The organism is Streptomyces sp. B8-7, assembly GCF_058833805.1.
Window position 1 is genome coordinate 431,822 of the sequence record NZ_JBYRRL010000003.1, and the last position, 21,562, is coordinate 453,383.

A 21,562-nucleotide genomic window follows, 5' to 3' on the forward strand; every position below is an offset into this window, starting at 1 on the left:
GTCAGCCTTTCTCTCCGGCCGCGGCCAGGGCGGCCAGCGCCTTCTTGTCGACCTTGCCGAGCGGGGTCAGGGGCAGTTCGGGCAGGTAGCGCACGGTGTCGGGCAGCTTGTACTCGGCGACGCCCTGGGCGTGCACGGCCCGCTTGATGTCGGCGAGCGGGATCTCGCCCGCCTCGGCGACCAGGAAGGCGCAGATGCGCTCGCCGAGGAACGCGTCGGGTACGCCGATGACGGCGGCGCCGGCGATGCCGGGCTGGCGCAGCAGCAGTTCCTCGGCCTCCCCGGCGTTGATCTTGTCGCCGCCGCGGATGATGACCTCCTTGATGCGGCCTTCGATGACGAGGTCGCCGTCGGCGGTGAGCCGGGCCAGGTCGCCGGTGCGGTAGTAGCCGTCGGCGGTGAAGGCGCGCCGGTTGTGCTCGGGGGCCCGGTAGTAGCCGCGCAGGGTGTAGGGGCCGCGGGTGATCAGCTCGCCGACGGTGCCCGGCGGCACCGGGTGGCCGTCGTCGTCGACGACGAGGAGTTCGTCGCCCTCGGAGACCGGCTTGCCCTGGGTGGTGAGCACGGACTCGTCGGGGTCGTCGGCGCGGCTGAAGGTGAGCAGGCCCTCGGCCATGCCGAACACCTGCTGGAGGCGGGCCCCGAGGGTGGGCCGGATCCGCTCGGTGAACTCGCGCAGCATGCGCGCCCCGCCGACCTGCACCAGGCGCAGGCTGGAGAGGTCGGCGCCGGACCAGGAGGCCTCGTCGAGCCAGAGCGCCATGATGGAGGGCACCATCGCGGTGACGGTGGCGCCGTGGCGTTCGATCAGCGGGAAGCAGTCCGACGGGTTGGGGGTGTCGGCGAGGACGGCGGTGCCGCCCGCGTGCAGGACGCCGACGACGCCGGGGCAGCCGAACGCGAAGTTGAACTCGACGGGGAGGACGGCGAGGTACACGTCGTCCTCGGTCAGCTCGCACACCTCGGCGGCGCGGCGGGACATGTGGACGTAGTCGTCGTGGGTCCGCGGGATCAGCTTCGGCAGGGCGGTGGTGCCGCCGGAGAGCAGGAAGAACGCCACGTCCGCGGGGTCGGGCTCGGGCAGCGGCACGGGCTGCTCGGGAGCGGCCGCCTCGACCTCGGCGACCGACACGAACCCGTCGGCGGGCTCGCCGAGGACGAACAGGGACTTCAGGGTGCCGGTCGCGGCCTGCACCCGGCGGGCCTGCTCGCGGTGGTCGTGGCCGCGGTGCACCGCGGGCATCACGTAGCCCACGGCGCCGCTGAGCTCCACCAGGTGGGTGATCTCGGTGACGCGGTGCGCGGGCAGCGAGAACACCGGCTTGGCGCCGAGGCGCAGCAGGGCGTGCACGATGGCGACGAACTCGGGGACGTTGGGCAGCTGGACGACGATCCGGTCGCCGGCGTTCACGCCGTGCGCGGCGAACCCGGCGGCCAGCCGGTCGGCCCAGCGGTCGAGGCCGGCGTAGGAGACGCGGCGGTCACCGTGCACCAGTGCGGTGCGCTCGCCGTACCGGGCGGCGAGGTCGCGCAGCACCGTGCCCAGGGTCTCGCCGGTCCAGATGCCCTGCTCGCGGTAGCGGCGGGCGGTGGCCTCGGGCCAGGGGGTGCATCCGTCGAGCATCGCGGACTCCTACTCGGCTTCCGGGGCGGACCCGGTGATACGGACGACGGCGGCTCCGGCCTCCATGCCGGTGCTGGCGCCGATCAGCAGCACGTGGTCGCCGGGGCCCACCTGGCCGGTGCGCCAGATGTGCTCCAGGCCGAGGAAGAGGTCGGCGGCGCCGGTGTGGCCGACGGTGTTGACGTACTCCCAGACCGTCTTCTCCTCCGGCACGTCCAGCGGCAGCAGGAACATGGCCTCCAGGGCGGGCCGGCCGAAGCCGACGTGGCACACCTTGGCGATCTGGTCGAAGGTCACCCCGGCCTCCTTCAGGGTGCGCTCGGTGATCTCGGCGACGCGGTCGCCGAAGTTCTTGATGGGCGGGGCCTGGCCCTCGGCCCACTGCTCGCGGACCTTCTCGGCGCGCTCGGCGAAGTTCAGGCCGCGGCCGCGGGTGACACCGGGCGGGAAGAGGTCCTCGCCGGCGCGGTGCAGGATCTCCATGGAGGAGTCGGAGAGCGAGCCGACGGCGAGCAGCTCGGCGAACCCGGAGCGGCGCGAGAGCACCACGGCGGAGCCGGCGTCGGCGAGCACGAACAGGCCCGAGGCGCGCCAGCGTTCCACGCCCGGGGTGGAGTAGTTGTCGCCGGTGGTGATCAGCGCGGCGTCGTGGGTGGGGTTGGCGATCAGCCGGTTGGCGGCCGACTCGACGGACGCCAGCATGCCCAGGCAGCCCTGCTTGACCTCCACGGCGGGGACCGGCCGGTCGACGGTGTGGCGGAGGATGTAGTGCACGGCGGACCAGCCGTCGGGGCCCTGGTGGTGGGTGTAGCTGTGCAGCAGTACGCCGATGTCGTCCGGGCCGTGCCCGGACCCGGCCAGCGCCGTCCGGGCGGCCTCGATCGCCATCTGCGGCGCGGGGGTCGACTCGCTGACCGCGGCCGAGCGCATGCCCGAGGCCTCGCGGGCCGCCTCGTCGTACAGGCCGTCGGCGACCGCCTGTTCGGCCGGGAACAGGGGCGGCAGATGACTGCCGATCCCGGCGAGGTACAGGTGCGCAGTCCTCATCGCGCCGACTCCTTCTTGGCTCGGGTTCCTGGCTCGGATTCCTGGCTCGGGTTCCCGGCACGGGCTCCCGGCACGGGCTCCCGGCTCGGGCTCTTGGCTCGGGCTCTCGGCTCGATCCGTGTGGCAGCGGCGGGTGCTGCCCGAGCGCCAGCACAACACCGCGCGCACCCCCCGCTCATGAGTGGCCGGTACTCATCCGTCGGAGCTCCGCCGCGAGCGGGGACGTGGGTGGCCCTCGGCCGCGGTCCGCGCGGGGCGGGCGCGGCCGGCCGAATGAGTAGCCACCACTCGCGATCCGTGCGCCGCCGGGGTGCTGTGCTGACCGGGATCCCGCCGGGCCGCGTTGCCGCCGGCGGCCAGGCATCCACGAGGGGAGCAGTCATGTCCAGGTCGCGTCCGGAGCCGGGCGACTGGTCGAGTCCCGCCGAACTCGCGCAACTGCAGCGGGACCGGCTGCCACGGGTGCTCGCCCAGGCGCTGCGCTCGCCGTTCTACTCAGCCCGCTACGAGGGCCGGGAGGCACCGCGCACCGCGGACGACTTCGCCGGCATCCCGCTCACCACCAAGCAGGACCTGCGCGACCAGTACCCGTTCGGGATGCTGGCCGTGCCCCGCGAGGAGCTTGCCACCTACCACGAGTCCAGCGGCACGGCGGGCGAGCCGACCGCCTCCTACTACACCGAGGGCGACTGGGCCGACCTCGCCGAGCGGTACGCCCGCAAGTGGGTGGGGATGGGCCCGTCCGACACGTTCCTGGTGCGGACGCCCTACGGGCTGGTCATCACCGGTCATCTGGCGCAGGCCGCCGGGCGGCTGCGCGGGGCGACCGTGGTGCCGGGCGACGCCCGCTCGCTGGCCACCCCGCTGTCCCGGATGGTGCGCGTGCTCGGTTCCCTGGACGTCTCGCTGGTGTGGTGCAACCCGACCGAGATCGCGATGCTGGCGGCTGCCGCGAAGGCCGCCGGACTGCGTCCGGAGCGCGACTTCCCGTCCCTGCGCGCCTTCTTCACCGCCGCCGAGCCGCTCACCGAGGTGCGCCGGCGGCGGCTGAGCGAGGTGTGGGGCGGCATCCCGCTGGTGGAGGAGTACGGCTCCACGGAGACCGGCACCATCGCCGGGCAGTGCCCCGAGGGGGTGCTGCACCTGTGGGCGGACCGCGCCGTCTTCGAGGTCCACGACCCGGCCACCGGCGCCCTGTCCGCCACCGGACGCGGCCAGATGGTGGTCACACCGCTGTACCGGGACGCGATGCCGCTGCTGCGGTACCACCTCGCCGACGAGGTCGAGGTGTCCGACGCGCCCTGCGGCTGCGGCTGGCAGCTGCCCACGGTGCGGGTGCTGGGCCGCGCGGGCACCGCCCTGCCGGTGGGGTCGGGGACGGTGACGCAGGCGCAGCTGGAGGAGCTGGTGTTCGCCCTGCCGGCCGCGTACGAGGTGCTGTTCTGGCGGGCGCGGGCCGGGCGGGACGCGCTCACCGTGGAGTTCGAGGCGCCGGACGCGGTGCGGGAGCGGGCCGCCAAGGAGCTGGGCGCGGCCGTCGACCGCGAGCTGGGCGTCCCGCACCGGGTCACCGGACTGCCGCCGGGCACGCTGGTGCCCGCCTCCGCCCTCACCGCCCGGCGCGACATCCTCAAGGCCCGCTATCTCTTCGCCGAGGGCGAGGACTGGGACCGGGCGGTCATGTACGCCTGAGCGCCGCCCCGCACCCCGTCCAGCCCGTCCCCGCGTCGCCGACAGCGGCCGACGCCGACCCGTGAGCGGTGAATCCATGAACGACCTGTCCCCTCAGCCGCCGAGCCCCGCGGAACCCGTCGCGGTGGTCGGCATCGGCTGCCGCCTGCCCGGCGGGGCCGACTCCCCCGACGCCCTGTGGCGGCTCCTGCTCGACGCGGTGAACGTGTCGGGCCCGGTCCCCGAGGAGCGCTGGGCGCCGCACCGCGCCCAGTCCCGGGAGAACGCCGCGGTGCTCTCCCGGATCATCGACCACGGTGCCTTCCTGGACGACATCGCCGGGTTCGACGCCTCCTTCTTCGGCATCTCGGCGACCGAGGCCCGCCAGCTGGACCCGCAGCAGCGGATGGCGCTGGAGGTGGCCTGGGAGGCACTGGAGCACGCCGGCATCCCCGCCGCCGGCCTCGCCGGCACCGACACCGGCGTGTTCCTCGGGGTGGGCACCGACGACTACGGGCGCCGCCTGCTGGAGGACCTGCCCGGCGTCGAGGCGTGGACCGGCATCGGCTCCTCGCTGTGCGGCGTGCCCAACCGCGTCTCCTACACCTTCGACCTGCGCGGCCCGTCCGTGGCGGTCGACACCGCCTGCTCGTCGTCGCTGGTGGCCGTGCACCAGGCGTGCGCCGCGCTGCGCGCCGGGGAGACCCCGGTGGCGCTGGCCGGCGGCGTGATGCTGATGGCCGGCCCCGGCCTGACCACCGTGCTGGACCACGCGGGCGCCATCTCCCCCGACGGCCGCTCCAAGGCGTTCGACGCGGCGGCGAACGGCTACGGACGCGGCGAGGGCTGCGCGGTGGTCGTGCTGAAGACGCTGAGCGACGCCCGCCGCGACGGCGACCGGGTCGTCGCGGTGATCCGCGGCAGCGCGGTGCACCAGGACGGCCGCACCGACGGCATCATGGCGCCCAGCGCCGCCGCTCAGGCGCATCTGCTGCGCAAGGCGTACGCCGCGGCCGGCGTCGACCCGGCCGAGGTGGACTACGTCGAGGCGCACGGCACCGGCACCCGGGTCGGCGACCCCGTCGAGGCCTCGGCGCTCGCCGAGGTGGTCGGTGCCGGGCGGGCGGCCGGACGGCCCTGTCTGATCGGCTCGGTGAAGACCAACATCGGGCACTGCGAGGCGGCGGCCGGCATCGCCGGGCTGGTCAAGACCGCGCTCGCCCTGCAGCACGGGCTGATACCGCCGACCGTGACGGTTCAGGGCCCCCGGCCGGACATCCCGTGGCAGGCGTCCGGACTGAGCGTGGTCACCGAGCCGACGCCGTGGCCGCGGACCGATCGGCCGCGGCGGGCGGGGGTGGCGAGCTACGGCTACGGCGGCACCATCGCGCACGTGGTGCTGGAGCAGGCGCCCGACGTGCGGGAGCTGCCGGACACGCGGGAGCCGGCCGGCCCGCGGCCGACGGCGCACGGACCGGCTCTGCCGGACGGACAGGCAATGCCGGACGGACCGGCCCTGCCGGACGCCGAGCCCGGCACCGTCCGGGGCGGGGAGCCTCCGGCCGGGTCCGGTCCGGCCGTCCGGCCGACCCTGTTCCCGCTGTCCTCCGCGACCGGCCCCGGCCTGGCCGCGCAGGCCGGCCGGCTGCGGTCCGCCCTCGGCGGCCACGCCCTCGCCGACACCGGCCACACCCTCGCCCACCGCCGCGCCCACCTCGGCGCGCGGGCCGCCGTGCTGGCCGCGACCGCGGAGGAACTCGACACCGCGCTCGGCGCGCTGGAGGCCGGCGAGGCGCACGAGCGGGTCGTCACCGGTGAGTGCGTGGGCGGGCCGTCCCGGCCGGTGTGGGTGTTCTCCGGGCACGGCGCGCAGTGGTCCGGAATGGGCCGTGAACTGCTGGCCGAGGAGCCGGTGTTCGCCGAGGCGGTGGACCGGCTCGGACCGGTCTTCGCCGAGGAGCTGGGCGTCACCCCGCGCGAGGTGCTCACCGGCGGTGACCTCGGCCCGGTGGACATCGTCCAGTCGATGCTGTTCGCCGTGCAGATCGGCCTCACCGCCGTGTGGCGCCGCTACGGCGTCGAACCGGCCGCGGTCATCGGCCACTCCGTCGGGGAGATCGCCGCGGCGGTCGCGGCCGGCTCGCTGACCGAGGAGGACGGGGCGCGGCTGGTGTGCCGGCGCTCGGCGCTGCTGCGCAAGGTCGCCGGGCAGGGCGCCATGATCATGGTGGACCGGTCGTTCGAGGAGGTCCGGGACCGGATCGGGACCACGGACGCGCTGTGCGCGGCGATCGCCGCCGCACCCTCGTCGACGGTGGTGGCCGGTGACGTCCCCGCGGTCGACGCGGCCGCCGGGCAGTGGGCCGCGCTGGGCTGGACCGTCCGCCGGATCGACTCCGACGTCGCCTTCCACAGCCCGCAGATGGATCTGATCAGCGGTGAGCTGGCCGCCGCCGTGGCCGAGCTGGAGCCGCGCGAGCCGCGGGTGCCGCTGTATCTGACGGCCGTGGAGGACCCGCGGTCCGGGGTGCGGCAGGACGCCCGCTACTGGGCCGGCAACCTCCGCAACGCCGTACGGTTCCGGCAGGCCGTCCAGGCGGCGGCCGAGGACGGGCACCGCCTGTTCCTGGAGATCTCCGCACACCCGGTGGTCAGCCACTCCGTCACCGAGACGCTCGGCGGCCGGGGCGACGCGCTGGTGCTGCCCACCCTGCGCCGCAACAGGCCGCAGCGGCCGGCACTGCTGGCCTCGCTGGCCCGGCTGCACTGCCACGGCGTACCGGTGGACTGGACGGTGCTGCAGCCCGACGGCGCGCTCACCGACCTGCCCACCACCGCGTGGCGGCACGAACGGCACTGGGTGGAGGGCCGGTTCACCAGCCCGTCGCCGCAGGACACGCTGCTCGGGGACGAGGCCGCGGTGCACGGCTCGCACCTGCGCGTCTGGCAGACCACGCTCGACCTGCGCACCCGCCCGTACCCGCGGCGGCACCCGGTGCTGGGCACCGAGATCGTCCCGGCGGCGGTCCTGCTGAACACCTTCCTCACCGCGGGCCGCACCGACACCCTCACGGACGTGCACCTGCGGCAGCCGGTGGTGGTGCCGCAGGAGGACACCCGCCAGGTGCAGATCGTGCTCGACGGGAGCGGGCTGCGGCTGGTCTCCCGCGCGCTCGACGCCCCCGACACCGCCTGGGTGACCCATACGACGGCGGCCCTCGGGGAGCGGTCCGGGCCCGTGGCACCGCTCGCCGGGCCCCCCGCCTGCGACGTGCTCGACCCCGACCACGTCGTGGACCGGCTCGCCCGGCTCGGCGTGGCCGGCATGGGCTACCCGTGGACGATCGAGGAACTGTACGGCGGCGAGGGCACACTGACCGCGTCGGTGAGCGCGGACCGGGACACCACCTGGGCCGCCGTGCTCGACGCCGCGCTCTCCATGGCCTCGGTGATCTTCCCCGGTCCGGCCGTGCTGCGGATGCCCGCCTTCGTCGGCCGGGTCACCCGCACCGGCCGCGCGCCCCGGCGCGCCGTCGTCGACGTCCGCCTGGACACCGAGCAGCCGTCCACCGTGCACGTCGACGTGCGCGGCGAGGCCGACGGCGCCGACGGCGAGGAGTCCGTGGTGACGCTGCGCGGCCTGCGCTACGGCGAACTCGACGGCGACCTGTCCGACGACCGGCGCACCGGCGCGGAGCGCTTCGAACCGGCCTGGCGGCCGTTCCCGGTGGACGTCACGGCCGCGTCGGACCGGCCCGGCGGCACCCTGCTCGTGGTCGGCCCCACGGAGCTGGCCTGCGCGCTGGTGCCGGAGGCCGCCGCGCGGGGCGTGACGGTGAGCGTCTCGCGCCGTCGGCTGGAGGAGGCCGACCAGGTGCTCTACGCCCCCGACGACACCGAACCGGCGGACGCGGCGGCTCAGTTCGTGCGCCTGATGGCCGAGGTGGCCGCGCTGCCCGGCCGCAAGCCCGTGGTGTGGTGCCTGACCCGCGGCGTTCGGGAGTGCGTGGACGCCGACGCGCTCGCCGGGTCCCCGTTGTGGGGCCTGGGCCGGGTCGCGGCCGGCGAGCACCCCGACTTCTGGGGCGGGGTCGTCGACCTGCCCGCCGAGCCCTGGTCCCGGCAGCCGGTGCAGACGCTGTTCGCGCTGCTGCGCCTGCGGCCCGCCGAGCCGGTGCTGAGCGTCGTCGGCGAGGAGGTGCACACGGTGCGGCTGGTGCCCGCCGCGCCCGTCCCGGACGGCGCCCGCTTCGCCTGCCGCGCCGACGGCACGTACCTGATCACCGGTGGCCTCGGCGTGCTCGGCCTGGAGCTGGCCGGCCATCTGGCGGCGCGCGGCGCGCGGCGGATCGTCCTGCTGGGGCGCACCCCGGTCCCGCCGCGGGCGCGCCGGGCCGCGGGCGACCCGCGCACCGACGCCCTCGGGCGGCTGGAGGCCGCGGGCGTCACCGTCCGGACCGTGGCCGCCGACATCACGGACGCCGCCGCGACGCGGGCCGCGCTGGACGCCCTCGACCTGCCGCCGGTCCGGGGCGTGGTGCACGCCGCGGGCACCGTGCACAGTGCGCTGCTGCACCGGTTGGAGGAGGACGCGCTGCGGGACGTGATGCGGCCGAAGGTGGACGGGGCCCTCGTGCTGCACGAGCTGTTCCCGCCGGGGGCGACGGACTTCTTCGTGCTGTTCTCCTCGGCGGGCCCGCTGCTGGGGCTGCCCGGACAGGGCGCGTACGCCGCCGCCAACTCCTTTCTCGACGCCCTGGCCGCGCACCGCCGGGCCCGGGGGGCGCGGGAGACGGTGGCGATGGCGTGGACGAGCTGGCGGGGTATGGGTATGGCCACCGCGGCAGAGGCCACGGACCTGGAACTGGCCGCGCGGGGCACCTGCGACATCGCCCCGGACCACGCGCTGCGCGCCTTCGACCAGACGGCCGCCGGCGGGTCGAGCGCGCTGGTGGCGGTGCTGGGGCTGCTGCGCGGGCACACCGGGCCGCGGCCGGCGCTGCTCGCCGAACTCGCCCGCGACGAGGCCTCGCAGCCTGCCGAGGTGCCCGACTGGATGGCTCTGGAGGGCGAGGAGCTGTCGGCGTACCTGCTGGACGAGGTGCGACGGCGGGTGGCCGGGGTGCTCGGCACACAGCCGGACGCGGTGTCCCTGCACCGGCCACTGACCGAGGCGGGCGTGGACTCGCTGCTCGCCGCCGCGATCCGGGTGGCGCTGGAGCGCGACCTGGGTGTGGCGCTGCCGGCCACGCTGCTGTGGAACCACCCCACGGTCGGTGCCATCGCCGGCCACCTCGGGGACCTGCTCACCGCGGCCGGTGCCGGCGATCAGGAGCAGGACATGGCGCGCTGAGGGGCGCGCCGTACGACCGCCGCCGTCCTCGCCGCGACGACCGGGTGCGGCCGGTCCCGGCGAGGACGGCGGCCGGAGCCCGGGCTCCGGCCGTCCCGTGTCCTCGGCGGGGCGGACCGCCCGGCCCGGCCGGCCGCGGCGGGCCGGGCCGGGGAGCCCCGGGGGAGGGCCGTGGAGCGGGAGCCGCACGGGAGGGGCCGGACCGCGGCGTTCGGCCCCTGTGGCGTGCTCGGGCGCTCCGGGGCAGGCGTCGCCGGCCCGGCCGTCGGGGCCGCGCGCCTGCGTGCTCAGCCCTCGTCCGGGGCCCGGTCCGGCGCGCCGCGGCCGGCGGCGCCCGTCAGCATCGCCTCCGCACCGTCCAGGGAGCGTTCCACGGTGAACCGGAAGAACCGCAGGTCCTCCTGGGCGAGTTCGGCGGGGTCGCCGACCCGGGTGAGCGCGTCCGCGGCGGCTGCGGCCAGGCCCGGCCGGGACGGGTCGTCGGCGAAGGCCGCCATCGCACGGTGCATGTCGGTGCGAGCGGTGGGGAAGTCGGCGCGGTCGTCCTCCACGGCGACCAGCATGAAGGCGCTGTTGAGCAGGTAGCGGTAGATCTGGGTGGACTGCTCGCCGAACCCGGCGGCGAGCAGCACGTTGATGCCGGTGTCGATGGTCGACAGCGCGGCGGGGACGTTGGGCCCGACGACGACCATCCGGCGGGCGACCCCGGGGTAGCGCCGCAGCACGTCCCGCCCCTCGATCATCAGCGCGCTGAACCACTCGCGCCAGGGAAGGCCGCGGTCGGGCACCGGGATACCGGAGATGACACGGTCGACGACGCCCATCACCACCGCCTCACGGTCGCCGACGTGGTGGGCGACGACGCCGGGCCAGACGTCGAGCCGGGTGGAGATCTGCCGGATCGACCAGCCGTCGAGCCCGTGTTCGGCGGTCAGCTCGGTGGCGGCGTCGATGATCTTTTCCGCGGTGATCGGCGGCAGTCCGGCCGAGGCGCGGGACCTGCGGCGGGACGCTGTCTGCGACATGGCGAGTACCTCACGCTGTGGATCACCCGGCGGGACCGGGTGTGTGGCGGCTCTGAGCGATCCGGGGGATCAGGGGGTCCCAGGGCTTCCAGGGGTCTTCCGTCCCCAGCGGCTCCCGGAGAGCACCCGGAGGGCTCCTCGAAGCCCCCGGGAAGGGGTCCCACCCTAACCTATTAGCCAGCGTCTAAGAGCGTCCTGTAGGCTATTAGCCACTGTCTAACCGAGGTGGGGGCAGGGCTTCCGCGCCGTGCCGTCCGCCCACCCCGGCATCCCGCCGCCGTGCGGAGACCGCGGCCCCGCGCGCCTCCCGCCGCGCTCCGCCCCACCCCGCCCCGAGAGGCCCTCATGCGTAAATGGATGCCGCTGCTGGCCGTGTGCCTGGGCACCTTCATGCTCCTGGTCGACGTCACCATCGTCAGCGTGGCGCTGCCCTCGATGACCGACTCGCTCGACACCTCGTTCTCCGCCCTGCAGTGGGTGGTGGACGTCTACGTCCTCGTCCTGGCGGCCCTGCTGATGGCCCTCGGCTCCCTGTCGGACATCCGCGGCGCCCGCCGGGTCTACCTGGCCGGGCTCGCCGTGTTCGCCGCCGCGTCGCTCGCCTGCGGCCTGGCCGGCAGCAGCGAGTCGCTGATCGCGGCCCGCGCGGTGCAGGGCCTCGGCGCCTCGGCCATGTTCGCCACCAACACCGCACTCCTGGCCGCCAACTACGAAGGCCGCGACCGCGGTGTGGCGTTCGGCCTGTGGGGCGCGGTGAACGGCGCCGCGGCGGCCGCCGGCCCGATCCTCGGCGGCCTGCTCACCGAACACCTCAGCTGGCGCTGGATCTTCCTGGTCAACCTGCCCGTGGCCGCGGCCGCCCTGTTCATCGGCGTCCGCTTCCTCACTGGCGGGGCCACCCGCCCGCACAGCCGCCTCGACGTGCCGGGCACCCTGGCCTTCACCCTGGCCGCGACGCTGCTCGTCTACGGCCTGATCCGGGCCGGGGAGGACGGCTGGGCCGCGGGCGGCACACTGCTGCTGTTCGGCGGCACGGCCGTCGCCGTGGTGCTGTTCGTGCTCGTGGAGCGCGGCACCCGGGACCCGATGCTGGACCTCGGACTGATGCGCTCGCCGTCGTTCGGCGGCCTGATGGCGGGCGCCGTGGTGTTCAGCGCGGCCGCCTTCGCCAACCTGGTGTTCGTGTCCGTGTGGGCCCAGTCCGTACTCGGCTTCGGCCCGGTGAAGGCGGGTCTGATCCTGACACCGCTCAGCGCCATGTCGTTCGTCGCGGCGGGCCTCGCCGGCCGCTTCCTGTCCGACGTGCCGCCGCACCTGCCGATCGGCGGCGGCCTGCTGCTGATCGGCGCCGGCACGCTGCTGGAGATGCTCATCACCGGCTCCTCCGGCTGGATCGCCCTGCTGCCCGGCTTCGTCGTCACCGGCGTCGGCGTCGGCATCGCCTCCCCCATCCTCGCCTCGGCCGCACTCGCCTCGGCCCCGGCCGACCGGGCGGGCATGGCGGGCGGCGCGGCCAACACCTTCCGCCAGCTGGGCTTCGCTGTCGGCATCCCGGCCGTGGCGGCGGTCATCTCCGCCACGGTCACCACCCGGCTGAAGGACAGCGGCCTGTTCCCCGACGCCGGCGGGGCCGCCGAACTCGTCACCGCGGGCCAGTCCTCGACCGCGGTCCAGGACGTCGCCGAGAACGCGAAGGACGCCGCCGGCACGGTCGTGGAGAACGCCTACGCCGCGGGCCTCGACCAGGCCTTCCTGGCCAGCGGCGTGGCCGCCCTGCTGGCCGGCCTGCTGGTGCTGCTGGTCGTCCGCCCGGCTCCGCAACTCCCCGGCCGGCCGGGAGCAACACCCCGCGCGAGGGACACCGGCCAAGCGGTGAAGCCGGTCTGACGCCGTCCCACCCGAGGGGCCGCCCGGAGCCGGGCGGCCCCTTCGCCGTGCCCGGCCGGCGCCCGGCCGGCCCCGCGCCGGGGCCCCGCACGAAGAAGCCCCCGACCCGGAGGCGGGGGCTTCTCCGGGCCGGGGTGCTCAAGAGGCGGCAGACTCCGGGCGGAGCCGTGCCGACCGCCCTCCGGCAGGCGGGCGCGGGACGCGATAACATCGCTCCCCGACTGGCGAGTTGCACTATCCAGTTTAGACAGTGGCACTACCCAATAGCCAGGGAAGAGCGGAAATCCCGTGCGGATCAAGGAACTGAGCCGGGTCAGCGGAGTCCCCGTAGCGACCATCAAGTACTACCTCCGTGAAGGCCTGCTGCCGCCCGGCCGGCCCACCGCGGCGACCCAGGCGGAGTACGACGAGCAGCATGTGCGGCGCCTGCGGCTGGTGCGCGCGCTGACCGGGGTGCGGGGGCTGTCGGTCAGCGCGGCCAGGACGGTCGTGGACGCCGTGGCCGAGGGCGGCACCGACATCCACACCCTCCTCGGGCTGGTCTCGGGCATGTGGCCGCTGGGCTCCGCCTCCCGCCCGGCCGGGGAAGGGACCGACGAGCCGGACGGACAGCCGGACGGACAGCCGGCCTGCGGTTCGCAGGCCGGCGCGCTGCTCGCCGAGCTGGGCTGGTCGGTCACCGAGCACAACCCCGCCCGGCAGGTCATCGACCAGACCCTCCAGACCCTGCGCTTGCTGGGCATGGAGCACGACTGGCGGTTCCTGCTGCCCTACGCCCGGCTCACCCAGGGCATCGCCGCGCTCGACCTCGACCAGCTGCGCGCCCCTCTCGACCCGCTGGAGAAGGCCGAGCGGGCCGTGCTGCTGACCTTCCTCCTCGAACCGGCACTCCTCGCGCTGCGCCGACTCGCCCAGGAGGCGGAGTCCCACCAGCGCTACGGCGGCCCGGAACAGGCCGGCGACTGCTGACCGGCCTGAGTGGGTGCTACTCAACTCCCCTGTCCACCGGCCCGGTTCGGCGAAACGACGCACTCTCCGGACCGGCCGGGATTAAGTAGTCGCACTCATGCGGTGCCTGACCCCCGCATGGTCTTCTCGAGGACGAAAGCGGTCGGCGTGCCCAGCCGCCGCGCCTCTGTCCCCGGGAAGGCGAAAAACGATGCAGTTCCGGATTCTGGGCTCACCCGAGCTGTACGACGGTGTCCGCCGCATACGCACCCCGCTCAGCGCTCCCAAACAGCGGCGGCTTCTCTGCGCGCTCCTCTCCCGGCCCGACGAGGCGATACCGAGACAGGAACTCGTCCGCGAACTCTGGGGGGCCAAGGCCCCCGTGAGATCGTCCAACACCCTCAACGCGCACGCCTCCCAGCTGCGCCGGGTGCTGGCCGAGGCGGAGCCCGAGCGCACGCACACCACCCGTCTGCTCGCCCGCGACGCCGGATACCTCCTCCTCGTCCGCACCGGCGAGACCGACGCCGGGCTGTTCCGGCAGGGCGTGGCGCAGGCGCGCGGAACGGCCGTGACGGACCCCGGCGGCGCCCACGCACTGCTGCGGGACGCGCTGGCGCGGTGGCGGGGCGCGGCACTGGAGGGGGCCGTCCACGGGCCGCTGACGGCCCGGCTGGCGGCGCTGCTGGAGGAGGAGCGCGAGCAGGCCCTCCAGTTGCTCTTCGACTGCGCGCTGCGCGCCGGCCGGCACCGTGAGATCCTGCCCGAGCTGGAGGAGGCGACCGCGGCGCACCCGCTGCACGAGCCGTTCCTCGACCAGCTGATGCTGGCCCTGTGCCGCTGCGGCCGGGAGGCCGAGGCCATCGCGGTCTACCGGCGGGCCCGCCGCCGGCTGCCGGGCGGCGCCGACCGCACCCCGCTGCTGACCGCCCGCCTGGAGCAGATCGGCACCCGCTCCACCGTTCTGCTCGCCCCGGCGGCCCCGGCGGCCGCGCGCTCCCGTGCCGCGCACCCGTACCCCGCGGATGCGGCGGAGCCGCCGCCCGTGCGCTCGGTCGCCGGCTATCTCCAGGAACTCTTCAACGGGCAGGCCCTGACCGCTCTGTGAGCGGTCCCGCCGTCTTCGGCGCACCGGAAGCACACCCGGAACACATCAAGGACATATCAAGGGCACACCAGCGCGCCCCCGCCGGAGCGGGGGCGCGCCGCCTTCTGCGGAACCGCTCAGATTTCGGCGATGAGCCGCTGCGCCACGTCCATTCCGGAGGAGTAGCCGGCCTCGTGGGAACCGATCTGGTCGACGCCGTGGCGCTTGGCGTGGAAGTACGCGCCGCACAGCTTGACCCGGGTTCCGTTGTTCACGTCGTAGATGTCCTGCTGCATTTCGCGCACCGGCGTGTCGATGACGGGGTGGGTGTAGGGGAATTCGGCGATGACGGTGTCCGCGGCGACCTCGCGCGGGTAGTCGAGGGTGACGAAGTAGTCCTTCTCGGCGGTGAATCCGTGGAGCTTGTTCATGTAGTAGGCGACGTACGTGCGGTCCGCGCCGCCGACGGCGACCTTGCCGTAGTTCCACGCCTCCCAGCGCTCGCGGTCGGACGGCATCACGGAGGGGTCGGTGTGCAGGATGACCCGGGAGCCGTTGTAGCGGACCCTCGACAGCACGGCGCGCTGCCGATCGGTCGGGTTCTCCAGCATGGCGAGAGCCTCGTCGGCGTGGGCGCCGACCACGACGTAGTCGAACTGCTCGCTGCCCCTCGCGGTGGTGACCGTCACCGAGTCCTCGCCCTGGTGGATGCGGGTGACGGGCTCGCCGGTGCGGACCTCGCCGCCCATGGCGGCCAGCGCCTTGCGGACGTAGGTGACGGAACCGCCGCCCACGGTGCGCCAGTCGACCTGCTGACCGCCGAGGCCGCCCTCGTCGTGGCCCATGAAGAAGGCGATGGCGGTGCTGGCCGGCATCTGCCAGATCAGCTCGGCCGGGATGGACCAGACGGCGGAGCACAGCAGGATCACGTACGAGGTGCGGAAGGCCTGGCTGTAGCCGCCGCGGTCGAGGTACTCCCCCAGCGGGATGTCGGCCTTCTTGCGTACGAAGTCGCGCCGGCCCTCGGTGTGGAAGCGGCGGGCCTCACGCCAGATGGTCAGGAACTCGCCGGAGTAGCGGGACGCGACCTCCTCCTCGGACAGGCCGAGCTCCCTGGTGCCGTACTCCAGGCCGGAGTCGAGGTCGAAGAAGTTGAACGCGCCCTTGTGCTCGACCTGCTCCACGCCCAGCTCGTCGAAGAACTCGCACAGGTTGGTGTAGGCGGGGCGGTTGAAGACGACGAACGCCGTGTCGATGCCGAGGAGTTTGCCGTTCTCCTCGACCTCCACCGTGTTGGCGTGGCCGCCGATGCGGTCCTCACGGTCGAACAGGGTGATCGAGGCGTGGCCACGCAGGTGGTAGGCCGCGGAGACACCGGAGACACCGGCCCCGACGACGGCGATACGAGGGATGGCGGGCTGGGGCATGGTCTTGTCCTTCACGGTCGGGTCCTGTGTCTCAGGAAGTCTCAGGAAGTCGCAGGCACTCGCGGGCACTCGCGGGAGTCGCGGGAGTCGCGGGAGTCGCGGGCCCTCGCGGGAGTGGTGCGGACCGGACGACTCCCGCGAGCCGTACGGCAGGTCGTCCGGCGCGGAGAGCGGGGGGGGAGGCGTGGACGCCTGAACGCCCCCTGGACGTGGGGTGGTACGACGTCGGCCGGGCGCGGCGCGGGCGTGGCCGGCCGCGCGGTTCCCCACGTCCCTTCGGGGCGCCGCCGAACCGCGGCGGGCCCCGCCCGGCCTGCCCGGCGCGGTCAGAGGCGGGCGGCGGCCTCGTCGGTGTCCCGCTTGGCCAGCGGGATCTGCCAGTACGAGAACAGCCGGTTCTCCTCGTGCAGCCGGCGCAGCACGGCCGTCACCTCGTCGACCACGGCCTGGTCGGTGACCGTCTCCTGCGGGTGCAGGTGCCGGTTGATCCGTTCCAGCTGGAGCAGCAGCAGCGCCCCGCTCGGCAGCGGGTCCGTCAGGGCGCCGTGCGAGTGGACGTGGGTGAGCACGCAGGCGGCCGCGGCGTGCAGCAGGCAGTACTCCTTGGCCAGGTCGAACAGCTCGGGAGACTGCGCGAAGTCCTTGCCGAGGGCGGTCCTCAGGGCGGCGGCCCGCTCGCGCAGCGGCCCGGCCCGGTCCAGGAGGGCGGCTGCCAGGTCCGCCGCGCGGTGCAGCCGTCCGGCCTCCGGCCCATCGCTGCGGCCGGCCTCGTCGGCCAGCTCCCGCAGGCGGCGCAGCCCGTCCGGCGCGGCGAGGACGGCGTCGTCCAGGCCGCGGCAGAACAGCTCCTGCCGCTCGGGGTGGTAGACGGGCAGGTCCCGGTCCAGGCCGAACAGGACGGCGGCGCGTTCGGCGGCGGCCGCACGGGCTTCCGACGCCGGCTCGGCCGCCCGGTCCAGCAGGCCGGGCAGCTGGTGGGCGAGGTTGCGCAGGTTGACCACGGTGTTGCCGTCGGCGATGTCCGTGATGAGGATGTCGCGGACCATCTTCTGGTGCATGCCGTAGTGCGGGTGGCCGCGCAGGAAGGTGCGGGCGCCGAGCACCACGGTCAGCTGGCCGAGCGTGCGCTGCAGCAGGGTCGGCACCAGGTACTTGGCGACCGACGACCAGACGCTGATCTGCTCCGGGGCGGCCTGCAGGGCGCGCGCGGCGCCGAGCACCACCGCGTCGGCGAGCATCAGGTCCGCGAACGCCTCGGCCACCTGGCGGCGGGTGTAGGGGACGTCGGCGACGGCCCGGTCGAACAGCACCCGGCGCTCGGCGAAGTCCAGGGCCAGCCGCAGGCTGGTGTCGACGGCCGACAGCGCCAGGTGCAGCAGGACCACCCGGGCGGTCTGGCTGGTCTTGAGGGCGATCTCCAGTCCCTGGCCCTCACGTCCGATCATGGCCGTGTCGGGCACGAAGGCGCGGTTCATGCGGACCCCGCTGAGGTCCAGGGCGCGCACCCCGTACAGGTCCTCGAAGGGCAGGTCGTCGACGGTGCCGGCGGCGGCGGCCGTCTTGTCGAGGAGGAACAGCGAGTAGGCGGCCGGGCCGGGCCGCCGCCCGGTGCGGGCGAAGACGACCATCCGGTCCGCGACGGTGGCGTTGCCGATGGGCCACTTCTCACCGGTCAGCAGCCAGCCGCCGTCGGTCCGCTCGGCGGTCACCTCGTTGGCGACGAGGTCGCTGCCGTGCTCGCGCTCGGACAGGCCCCAGGAGACCGAGCTGCCGCGCTTCATGTCGGCGATCATCGTCCGCTTCTGCTCCTCGGTGCCGAGGATCCAGGCGGGCATGAAGCCGAGGCTGTTGAGGGCGAGGCCGACCGCGGTGGACGGGTCGCGGCGGGCCACCACCCGCATCAGGCACATCCCGGTCTCCACGTTGCCCGCCAGGCCGCCCTGCTCGGCGGGCAGGCAGTGCACGTGCACGCCCCAGCGGCGCAGCAGGGCGACGAACTGGTAGGGGTACTCGCCGCGCACGTCGTGGTCGAGGATCTGCGCGAAGGGCATACGGCTGTGCACGTCGTGCGGGTCGCCGAGGTACTCCTCCAGCCGCGCGGCCAGTTCGGTCACGTCGGACTTGGGCATCGGAAGGCTCCTATCGGGTGGTGGCCAGCCGTACGGGCATAGCGGTGAACAGCCGTCCGCTCTCCCTGAGCGCGAGCGCGGCGTCCAGCGCGGGCAGCAGCAGGGCACCGCGGCGGCGCGGGTCCACGCCGTCCGCGCGGGCGAGGAGGTAGGCGAGGGCGGCGCCCAGCCAGCCGGTGGAGCCGGGCTCGGTGCCGTACAGGGAGTGCTCGCGGCTCGCGTGCCACAGGTGCACGCAGGCCGCGGCCGCGTGCAGCCAGGCGTAGCGTTCGGCGGCGTCGACGAGGGCGTTGGGGTCGGCGGGGTCGGCGTCGCGCAGCTGTGCGGCCCGGACCAGGTCGCCCAGGCCCGCCACCGCCTCGGTCAGCTCCCCGGCGAGGCCGGCGGCCGGGGTCACGGCGAGCTCGGCCGCGGCCTCGGGCAGGCCCGCGAGGACGGGCGCCGAGCCGCGCGCGAACAGGTCGAGCCGGGCCGGTTCGTACGGCGGGAGTCCGGCGTCCAGCCGGAACACGGTGTCCAGCGGCGCGGGGTCCGGCTCGTCGCCCCCGGCGCCGGTCAGCGCCGGCAGCTGGCCCGCGTAGGAGAGCAGGTTGGACAGGGTGCTGGCGTCGATGACGCGGACGACGGCCGAGTCGCGCTGGAGCTTCTGGAACAGTCCGCCGCCGTGCCGGCCCTCGCGCAGCACCGACCGGGTGGCGAGGACCGTGCCGCAGCGCCGGATCAGCTCGTCGCAGGCCTCGGCGACCACGTGCTTGGCGGCCGGCGCCCACACGCTGAACGACTCCGGCACCACGTGCACGCCCCGCGCGGCGCTCAGCGCGACCGCGTCGGCGGCCAGCAGGGCCGCGGCCGCCACCGCCAGCTCGCGCCGGGGGTGGGGCGACGCGGCGAGCACGGTGCGACCCACCCGGCGCTCGACGGCGAAGCCGAGGCTCTGGCGCAGGGCGGTGTCGGCGATGCCGAGGCTGCCCGCCATGCTCATCAGCCGGACCGCCTGCTGCGCCTTGACGGCCGCTTCCAGGCCCTCGCCGCGCCGGCCGACCAGGGCGGTCCCGGGCACGGGCGTGTCGTGGAAGCGGAGGGTGGCCAGGTCGATGCCGCGCATGCCGCCGGTCCGCGGTGCCGGCACCCGCTCCAGCGTGCCCTCGGGCGCCTGGCCGGTCTCCAGCAGGACCGCGGAGAAGGCGGCCGGGCCGCGCTCGCCGGTGCGGGCGACGACGTAGATTGCCTCGGCGCGCAGTCCGAGGCCGACCATCCACTTCTCGCCGGTCAGCGTGGCGTCGTCGGTGAGGCGGACCTCGTTGGTGAGCAGGTCGCTGCCGTGCGCGGCCTCGGTGAGTGCGAAGGCGACGGCGCCGCCGCCGCGCAGGATCCCGGCGGCCCGGCGCTGCTGGGCCTCGCTGCCGTGCAGCTGCAGGCAGGTCGCGGCGATGATGCTGAACATCGTGCCGGGCATGATGTTGACGTCGCGGCGGGCGGCCGCCCGCACCAGGGCGAGGCTGCGGTCGAAGGACTCGAAGGTGCCGCCCCACGCCACGGGCAGGTAGTTGAGGTGGAAGCCGCAGCGGACGAGTTCCGCGCACAGCTCCTCCGGGAAGGCGTCGCGCTCGTCGCGGGCGACGGCGGCCGCGAAGCCGTACGGGTTGGTGTCGTCGGCGGGGTCGCCGAGTCGTTCCTCCAGCTGCTCGGGGGTCAGCGCGTTCACCGCAGGCCCACCGAGGAACCGTGCGCCGGGCTCTCCAGCGGGACCGGCCGGTAGTCGGCGGCGGAGGCGGGGATGTGCACGCCGGCCGTGCGCAGCGCCGCGAGGCGGGTGTGGAAGGCGGCGCCGCGCATCAGGTGATGCGCCACCTCGGCGACCCGGCGGTTGCCGGGGGTCTTCAGATAGCTGCCGGTCACCCAGTCGTTGAAGCTGCCCATGGCCGGTCCGCACCAGACCTGGTAGTCCATGACGCGGCTCTCGTCGCCGGTGACGGCCCAGCGGGAGGACATGCCGAGGTACCAGCGGAACACCAGCGCCATGCGCCGCTTGGGGCTGCCCGCGGCGCGCTGGAGCTGCTCGGGATCGCGGCGGGTGAAGTACATGACGCACTCCTGCCACACGTCCTCCAGCGAGCGCCGGAAGATCTGCTGCTCCAGCCTGGCGCGGTCGGCCTCGGGGATGGCCTCCAGGCCGTCGTAGGCCTGGTACAGCTCGTAGAGGCGCTTGGCGCGCATCGGGAAGAGCGTGCCCTTCTTCAGGACCTGCAGTTCCACGCCCATCTCGAACATGTCGGCGGCCGGGGCCATCTCGCAGTCGGCGATGCCGGCCACGGCGAGCAGTTCCTTGGACCTCGCGGACGCCCCGGACTCCACGCAGGACTGGTTGACGGAGCCGGTGACCACGTAGGCGGCGCCCATGGAGAACGCGGCCGCCACGGCGACCGGGGTGCCCAGGCCCCCGCCCGCGCCGACCCGGACGGGGACGGCGTAGCGGAACTCGCGCTGCACGGTGTCCCGCAGCCGCAGGATGGTGGGCAGCAGGGCGGGCAGCGGCCGGCGGTCGGTGTGGCCGCCGGAGTCGGCCTCCACGGTGATGTCGTCGGCCAGCGGCACGTGGTGGGCGAGCGCGGCCTGCTCGGCGGTGACCAGGCCCTGTTCCAGCAGGGTGCCGACGACCGCGGCCGGGGCGGGACGCATGAACCGCTCGGCGACCTCGGCGCGGGAGACCTTGGCGATGACGCGGTGGTCGGCGACGGGCCGGCCGTCCGGCCCGGGGCGCAGCCCGGCGACGCGGTAGCGCACGATGTGCGGGGTGAGGTCCATGAAGGCGGAGGCCTCCACGCAGCGCACGCCGTGCCGCAGGAACAGTTCGACGGCCTCCCGTTCCAGCCGGTCCTCGCTCGGCGAGTGGATCAGGTTGACGGCGTAGGGCAGTCCGGGGATCTCGGTCGAGAAGCGGGCCAGGGCGCGCTCGATGTGCTCGGGCAGCAGTCCGGCCGCCCCGAAGGAGGCGAGGAAGCCCTCCTTGGCGAGTGCGACGACCATGTCGGCGGAGGCGATGCCGCCGGCCATGGCGCCCGCCATGTAGGCCTGTCCGACGCCGTGGGCGGTGCGGAAGGCGGCGGAGCCGAGGCGGTGGGCGGGCAGTGCCTCGGCGGCGGCCAGCAGCGGCAGGCCGTCGCCCTCGGCGGCGGCGAAGCCGCCGGAGGCGGCGCCGATGCCGCCGGGGGTGACGGTGATGAAGCACGGCTCGTCCAGGTCGGCGAGGGCGTGGTAGATCCCGGCCGGGTCCGTGCTCGGGTACCGCTCTCCGTACCAGCGGAGAGGGGTGTCGCGAATGTCCATGGGAAAACGAAGCTCCTTGGCTGAGCGGCGGGGCGGG

At 74.8% G+C, this 21,562-nt stretch carries 12 protein-coding genes; 5 read left to right on the forward strand and 7 right to left on the reverse strand.

Annotated elements, in window-relative coordinates; translation table 11 throughout:
- Position 1 precedes the first annotated feature (1 nt).
- Both AC5K6T_RS17200 and AC5K6T_RS17205 read right to left on the reverse strand, forming a co-directional pair.
- On the reverse strand, positions 2 to 1,624 hold the full coding sequence (locus tag AC5K6T_RS17200) for a (2,3-dihydroxybenzoyl)adenylate synthase (protein WP_493209984.1): 1,623 nt from the start codon (positions 1,622 to 1,624) through the stop codon (positions 2 to 4).
- Positions 1,625 to 1,633: 9 nt separating this feature from the next.
- Complete coding sequence (locus tag AC5K6T_RS17205; protein ID WP_493209986.1) at positions 1,634 to 2,671, reverse strand: ketoacyl-ACP synthase III family protein; 1,038 nt, start codon at positions 2,669 to 2,671, stop codon at positions 1,634 to 1,636.
- A 381-nt stretch (positions 2,672 to 3,052) separates the two neighbouring features.
- On the opposite strand from AC5K6T_RS17205, the gene AC5K6T_RS17210 reads away from it, so the two are divergent.
- Positions 3,053 to 4,363 carry a phenylacetate--CoA ligase family protein gene (locus AC5K6T_RS17210; RefSeq protein WP_493209988.1) on the forward strand — a complete coding sequence of 437 codons (1,311 nt, stop codon included), beginning with the start codon at positions 3,053 to 3,055 and terminating at the stop codon, positions 4,361 to 4,363.
- Between the two features lie 76 nt (positions 4,364 to 4,439).
- Entirely contained in the window at positions 4,440 to 9,695 is a 5,256-nt protein-coding gene (locus tag AC5K6T_RS17215) for a type I polyketide synthase (RefSeq protein WP_493209990.1), read from the forward strand.
- Positions 9,696 to 9,982: 287 nt separating this feature from the next.
- Here AC5K6T_RS17215 and AC5K6T_RS17220 read toward each other — a convergent pair whose 3' ends face one another.
- Entirely contained in the window at positions 9,983 to 10,720 is a 738-nt protein-coding gene (locus AC5K6T_RS17220; protein ID WP_493209992.1) for a TetR/AcrR family transcriptional regulator, read from the reverse strand.
- A gap of 345 nt (positions 10,721 to 11,065) precedes the next feature.
- On the opposite strand from AC5K6T_RS17220, the gene AC5K6T_RS17225 reads away from it, so the two are divergent.
- The 3 genes from AC5K6T_RS17225 (at position 11,066) to AC5K6T_RS17235 (ending at position 14,663) form a co-directional block, all read left to right on the forward strand.
- A complete protein-coding gene (locus AC5K6T_RS17225; protein WP_493209994.1) occupies positions 11,066 to 12,607 on the forward strand; it encodes an MFS transporter in 1,542 nt (513 codons plus the stop codon).
- Between the two features lie 288 nt (positions 12,608 to 12,895).
- Positions 12,896 to 13,576 (forward strand): MerR family transcriptional regulator, encoded by a 681-nt coding sequence (locus AC5K6T_RS17230; protein WP_493209996.1) that lies wholly within the window; start codon positions 12,896 to 12,898, stop codon positions 13,574 to 13,576.
- Positions 13,577 to 13,766: 190 nt separating this feature from the next.
- Complete coding sequence (locus AC5K6T_RS17235; RefSeq protein WP_493209998.1) at positions 13,767 to 14,663, forward strand: AfsR/SARP family transcriptional regulator; 897 nt, start codon at positions 13,767 to 13,769, stop codon at positions 14,661 to 14,663.
- Positions 14,664 to 14,779: 116 nt separating this feature from the next.
- Here the strand turns inward: AC5K6T_RS17235 and AC5K6T_RS17240 are convergent, their stop codons facing one another.
- From AC5K6T_RS17240 to AC5K6T_RS17255, 4 genes are all read right to left on the reverse strand, one after another.
- Positions 14,780 to 16,084, reverse strand: a complete 1,305-nt coding sequence (locus tag AC5K6T_RS17240) for an NAD(P)/FAD-dependent oxidoreductase (RefSeq protein WP_493210000.1) — start codon at positions 16,082 to 16,084, stop codon at positions 14,780 to 14,782.
- Between the two features lie 311 nt (positions 16,085 to 16,395).
- Positions 16,396 to 18,198, reverse strand: coding sequence for an acyl-CoA dehydrogenase family protein (locus tag AC5K6T_RS17245; protein WP_493210002.1), 1,803 nt, complete (start codon positions 18,196 to 18,198; stop codon positions 16,396 to 16,398).
- 10 nt (positions 18,199 to 18,208) lie between these two features.
- Complete coding sequence (locus AC5K6T_RS17250; RefSeq protein ID WP_493210004.1) at positions 18,209 to 19,903, reverse strand: acyl-CoA dehydrogenase family protein; 1,695 nt, start codon at positions 19,901 to 19,903, stop codon at positions 18,209 to 18,211.
- Positions 19,900 to 21,525 (reverse strand): PfaD family polyunsaturated fatty acid/polyketide biosynthesis protein, encoded by a 1,626-nt coding sequence (locus tag AC5K6T_RS17255; RefSeq protein ID WP_493210006.1) that lies wholly within the window; start codon positions 21,523 to 21,525, stop codon positions 19,900 to 19,902. The genes AC5K6T_RS17250 and AC5K6T_RS17255 overlap by 4 nt, the downstream gene beginning before the upstream one ends.
- Positions 21,526 to 21,562 lie beyond the last annotated feature (37 nt).

Excerpts from the sequence above, each read along its gene's own strand:
- AC5K6T_RS17200 (WP_493209984.1), bottom strand. The coding sequence starts at position 1,624 with ATGCTCGACGGATGCACCCCCTGGCCCGAGGCCACCGCCCGCCGCTAC.
- AC5K6T_RS17205 (WP_493209986.1), bottom strand. The coding sequence starts at position 2,671 with ATGAGGACTGCGCACCTGTACCTCGCCGGGATCGGCAGTCATCTGCCG.
- AC5K6T_RS17210 (WP_493209988.1), top strand. The coding sequence starts at position 3,053 with ATGTCCAGGTCGCGTCCGGAGCCGGGCGACTGGTCGAGTCCCGCCGAA.
- AC5K6T_RS17215 (WP_493209990.1), top strand. The coding sequence starts at position 4,440 with ATGAACGACCTGTCCCCTCAGCCGCCGAGCCCCGCGGAACCCGTCGCG.
- AC5K6T_RS17220 (WP_493209992.1), bottom strand. The coding sequence starts at position 10,720 with ATGTCGCAGACAGCGTCCCGCCGCAGGTCCCGCGCCTCGGCCGGACTG.
- AC5K6T_RS17225 (WP_493209994.1), top strand. The coding sequence starts at position 11,066 with ATGCGTAAATGGATGCCGCTGCTGGCCGTGTGCCTGGGCACCTTCATG.
- AC5K6T_RS17235 (WP_493209998.1), top strand. The coding sequence starts at position 13,767 with ATGCAGTTCCGGATTCTGGGCTCACCCGAGCTGTACGACGGTGTCCGC.
- AC5K6T_RS17245 (WP_493210002.1), bottom strand. The coding sequence starts at position 18,198 with ATGCCCAAGTCCGACGTGACCGAACTGGCCGCGCGGCTGGAGGAGTAC.
- AC5K6T_RS17255 (WP_493210006.1), bottom strand. The coding sequence starts at position 21,525 with ATGGACATTCGCGACACCCCTCTCCGCTGGTACGGAGAGCGGTACCCG.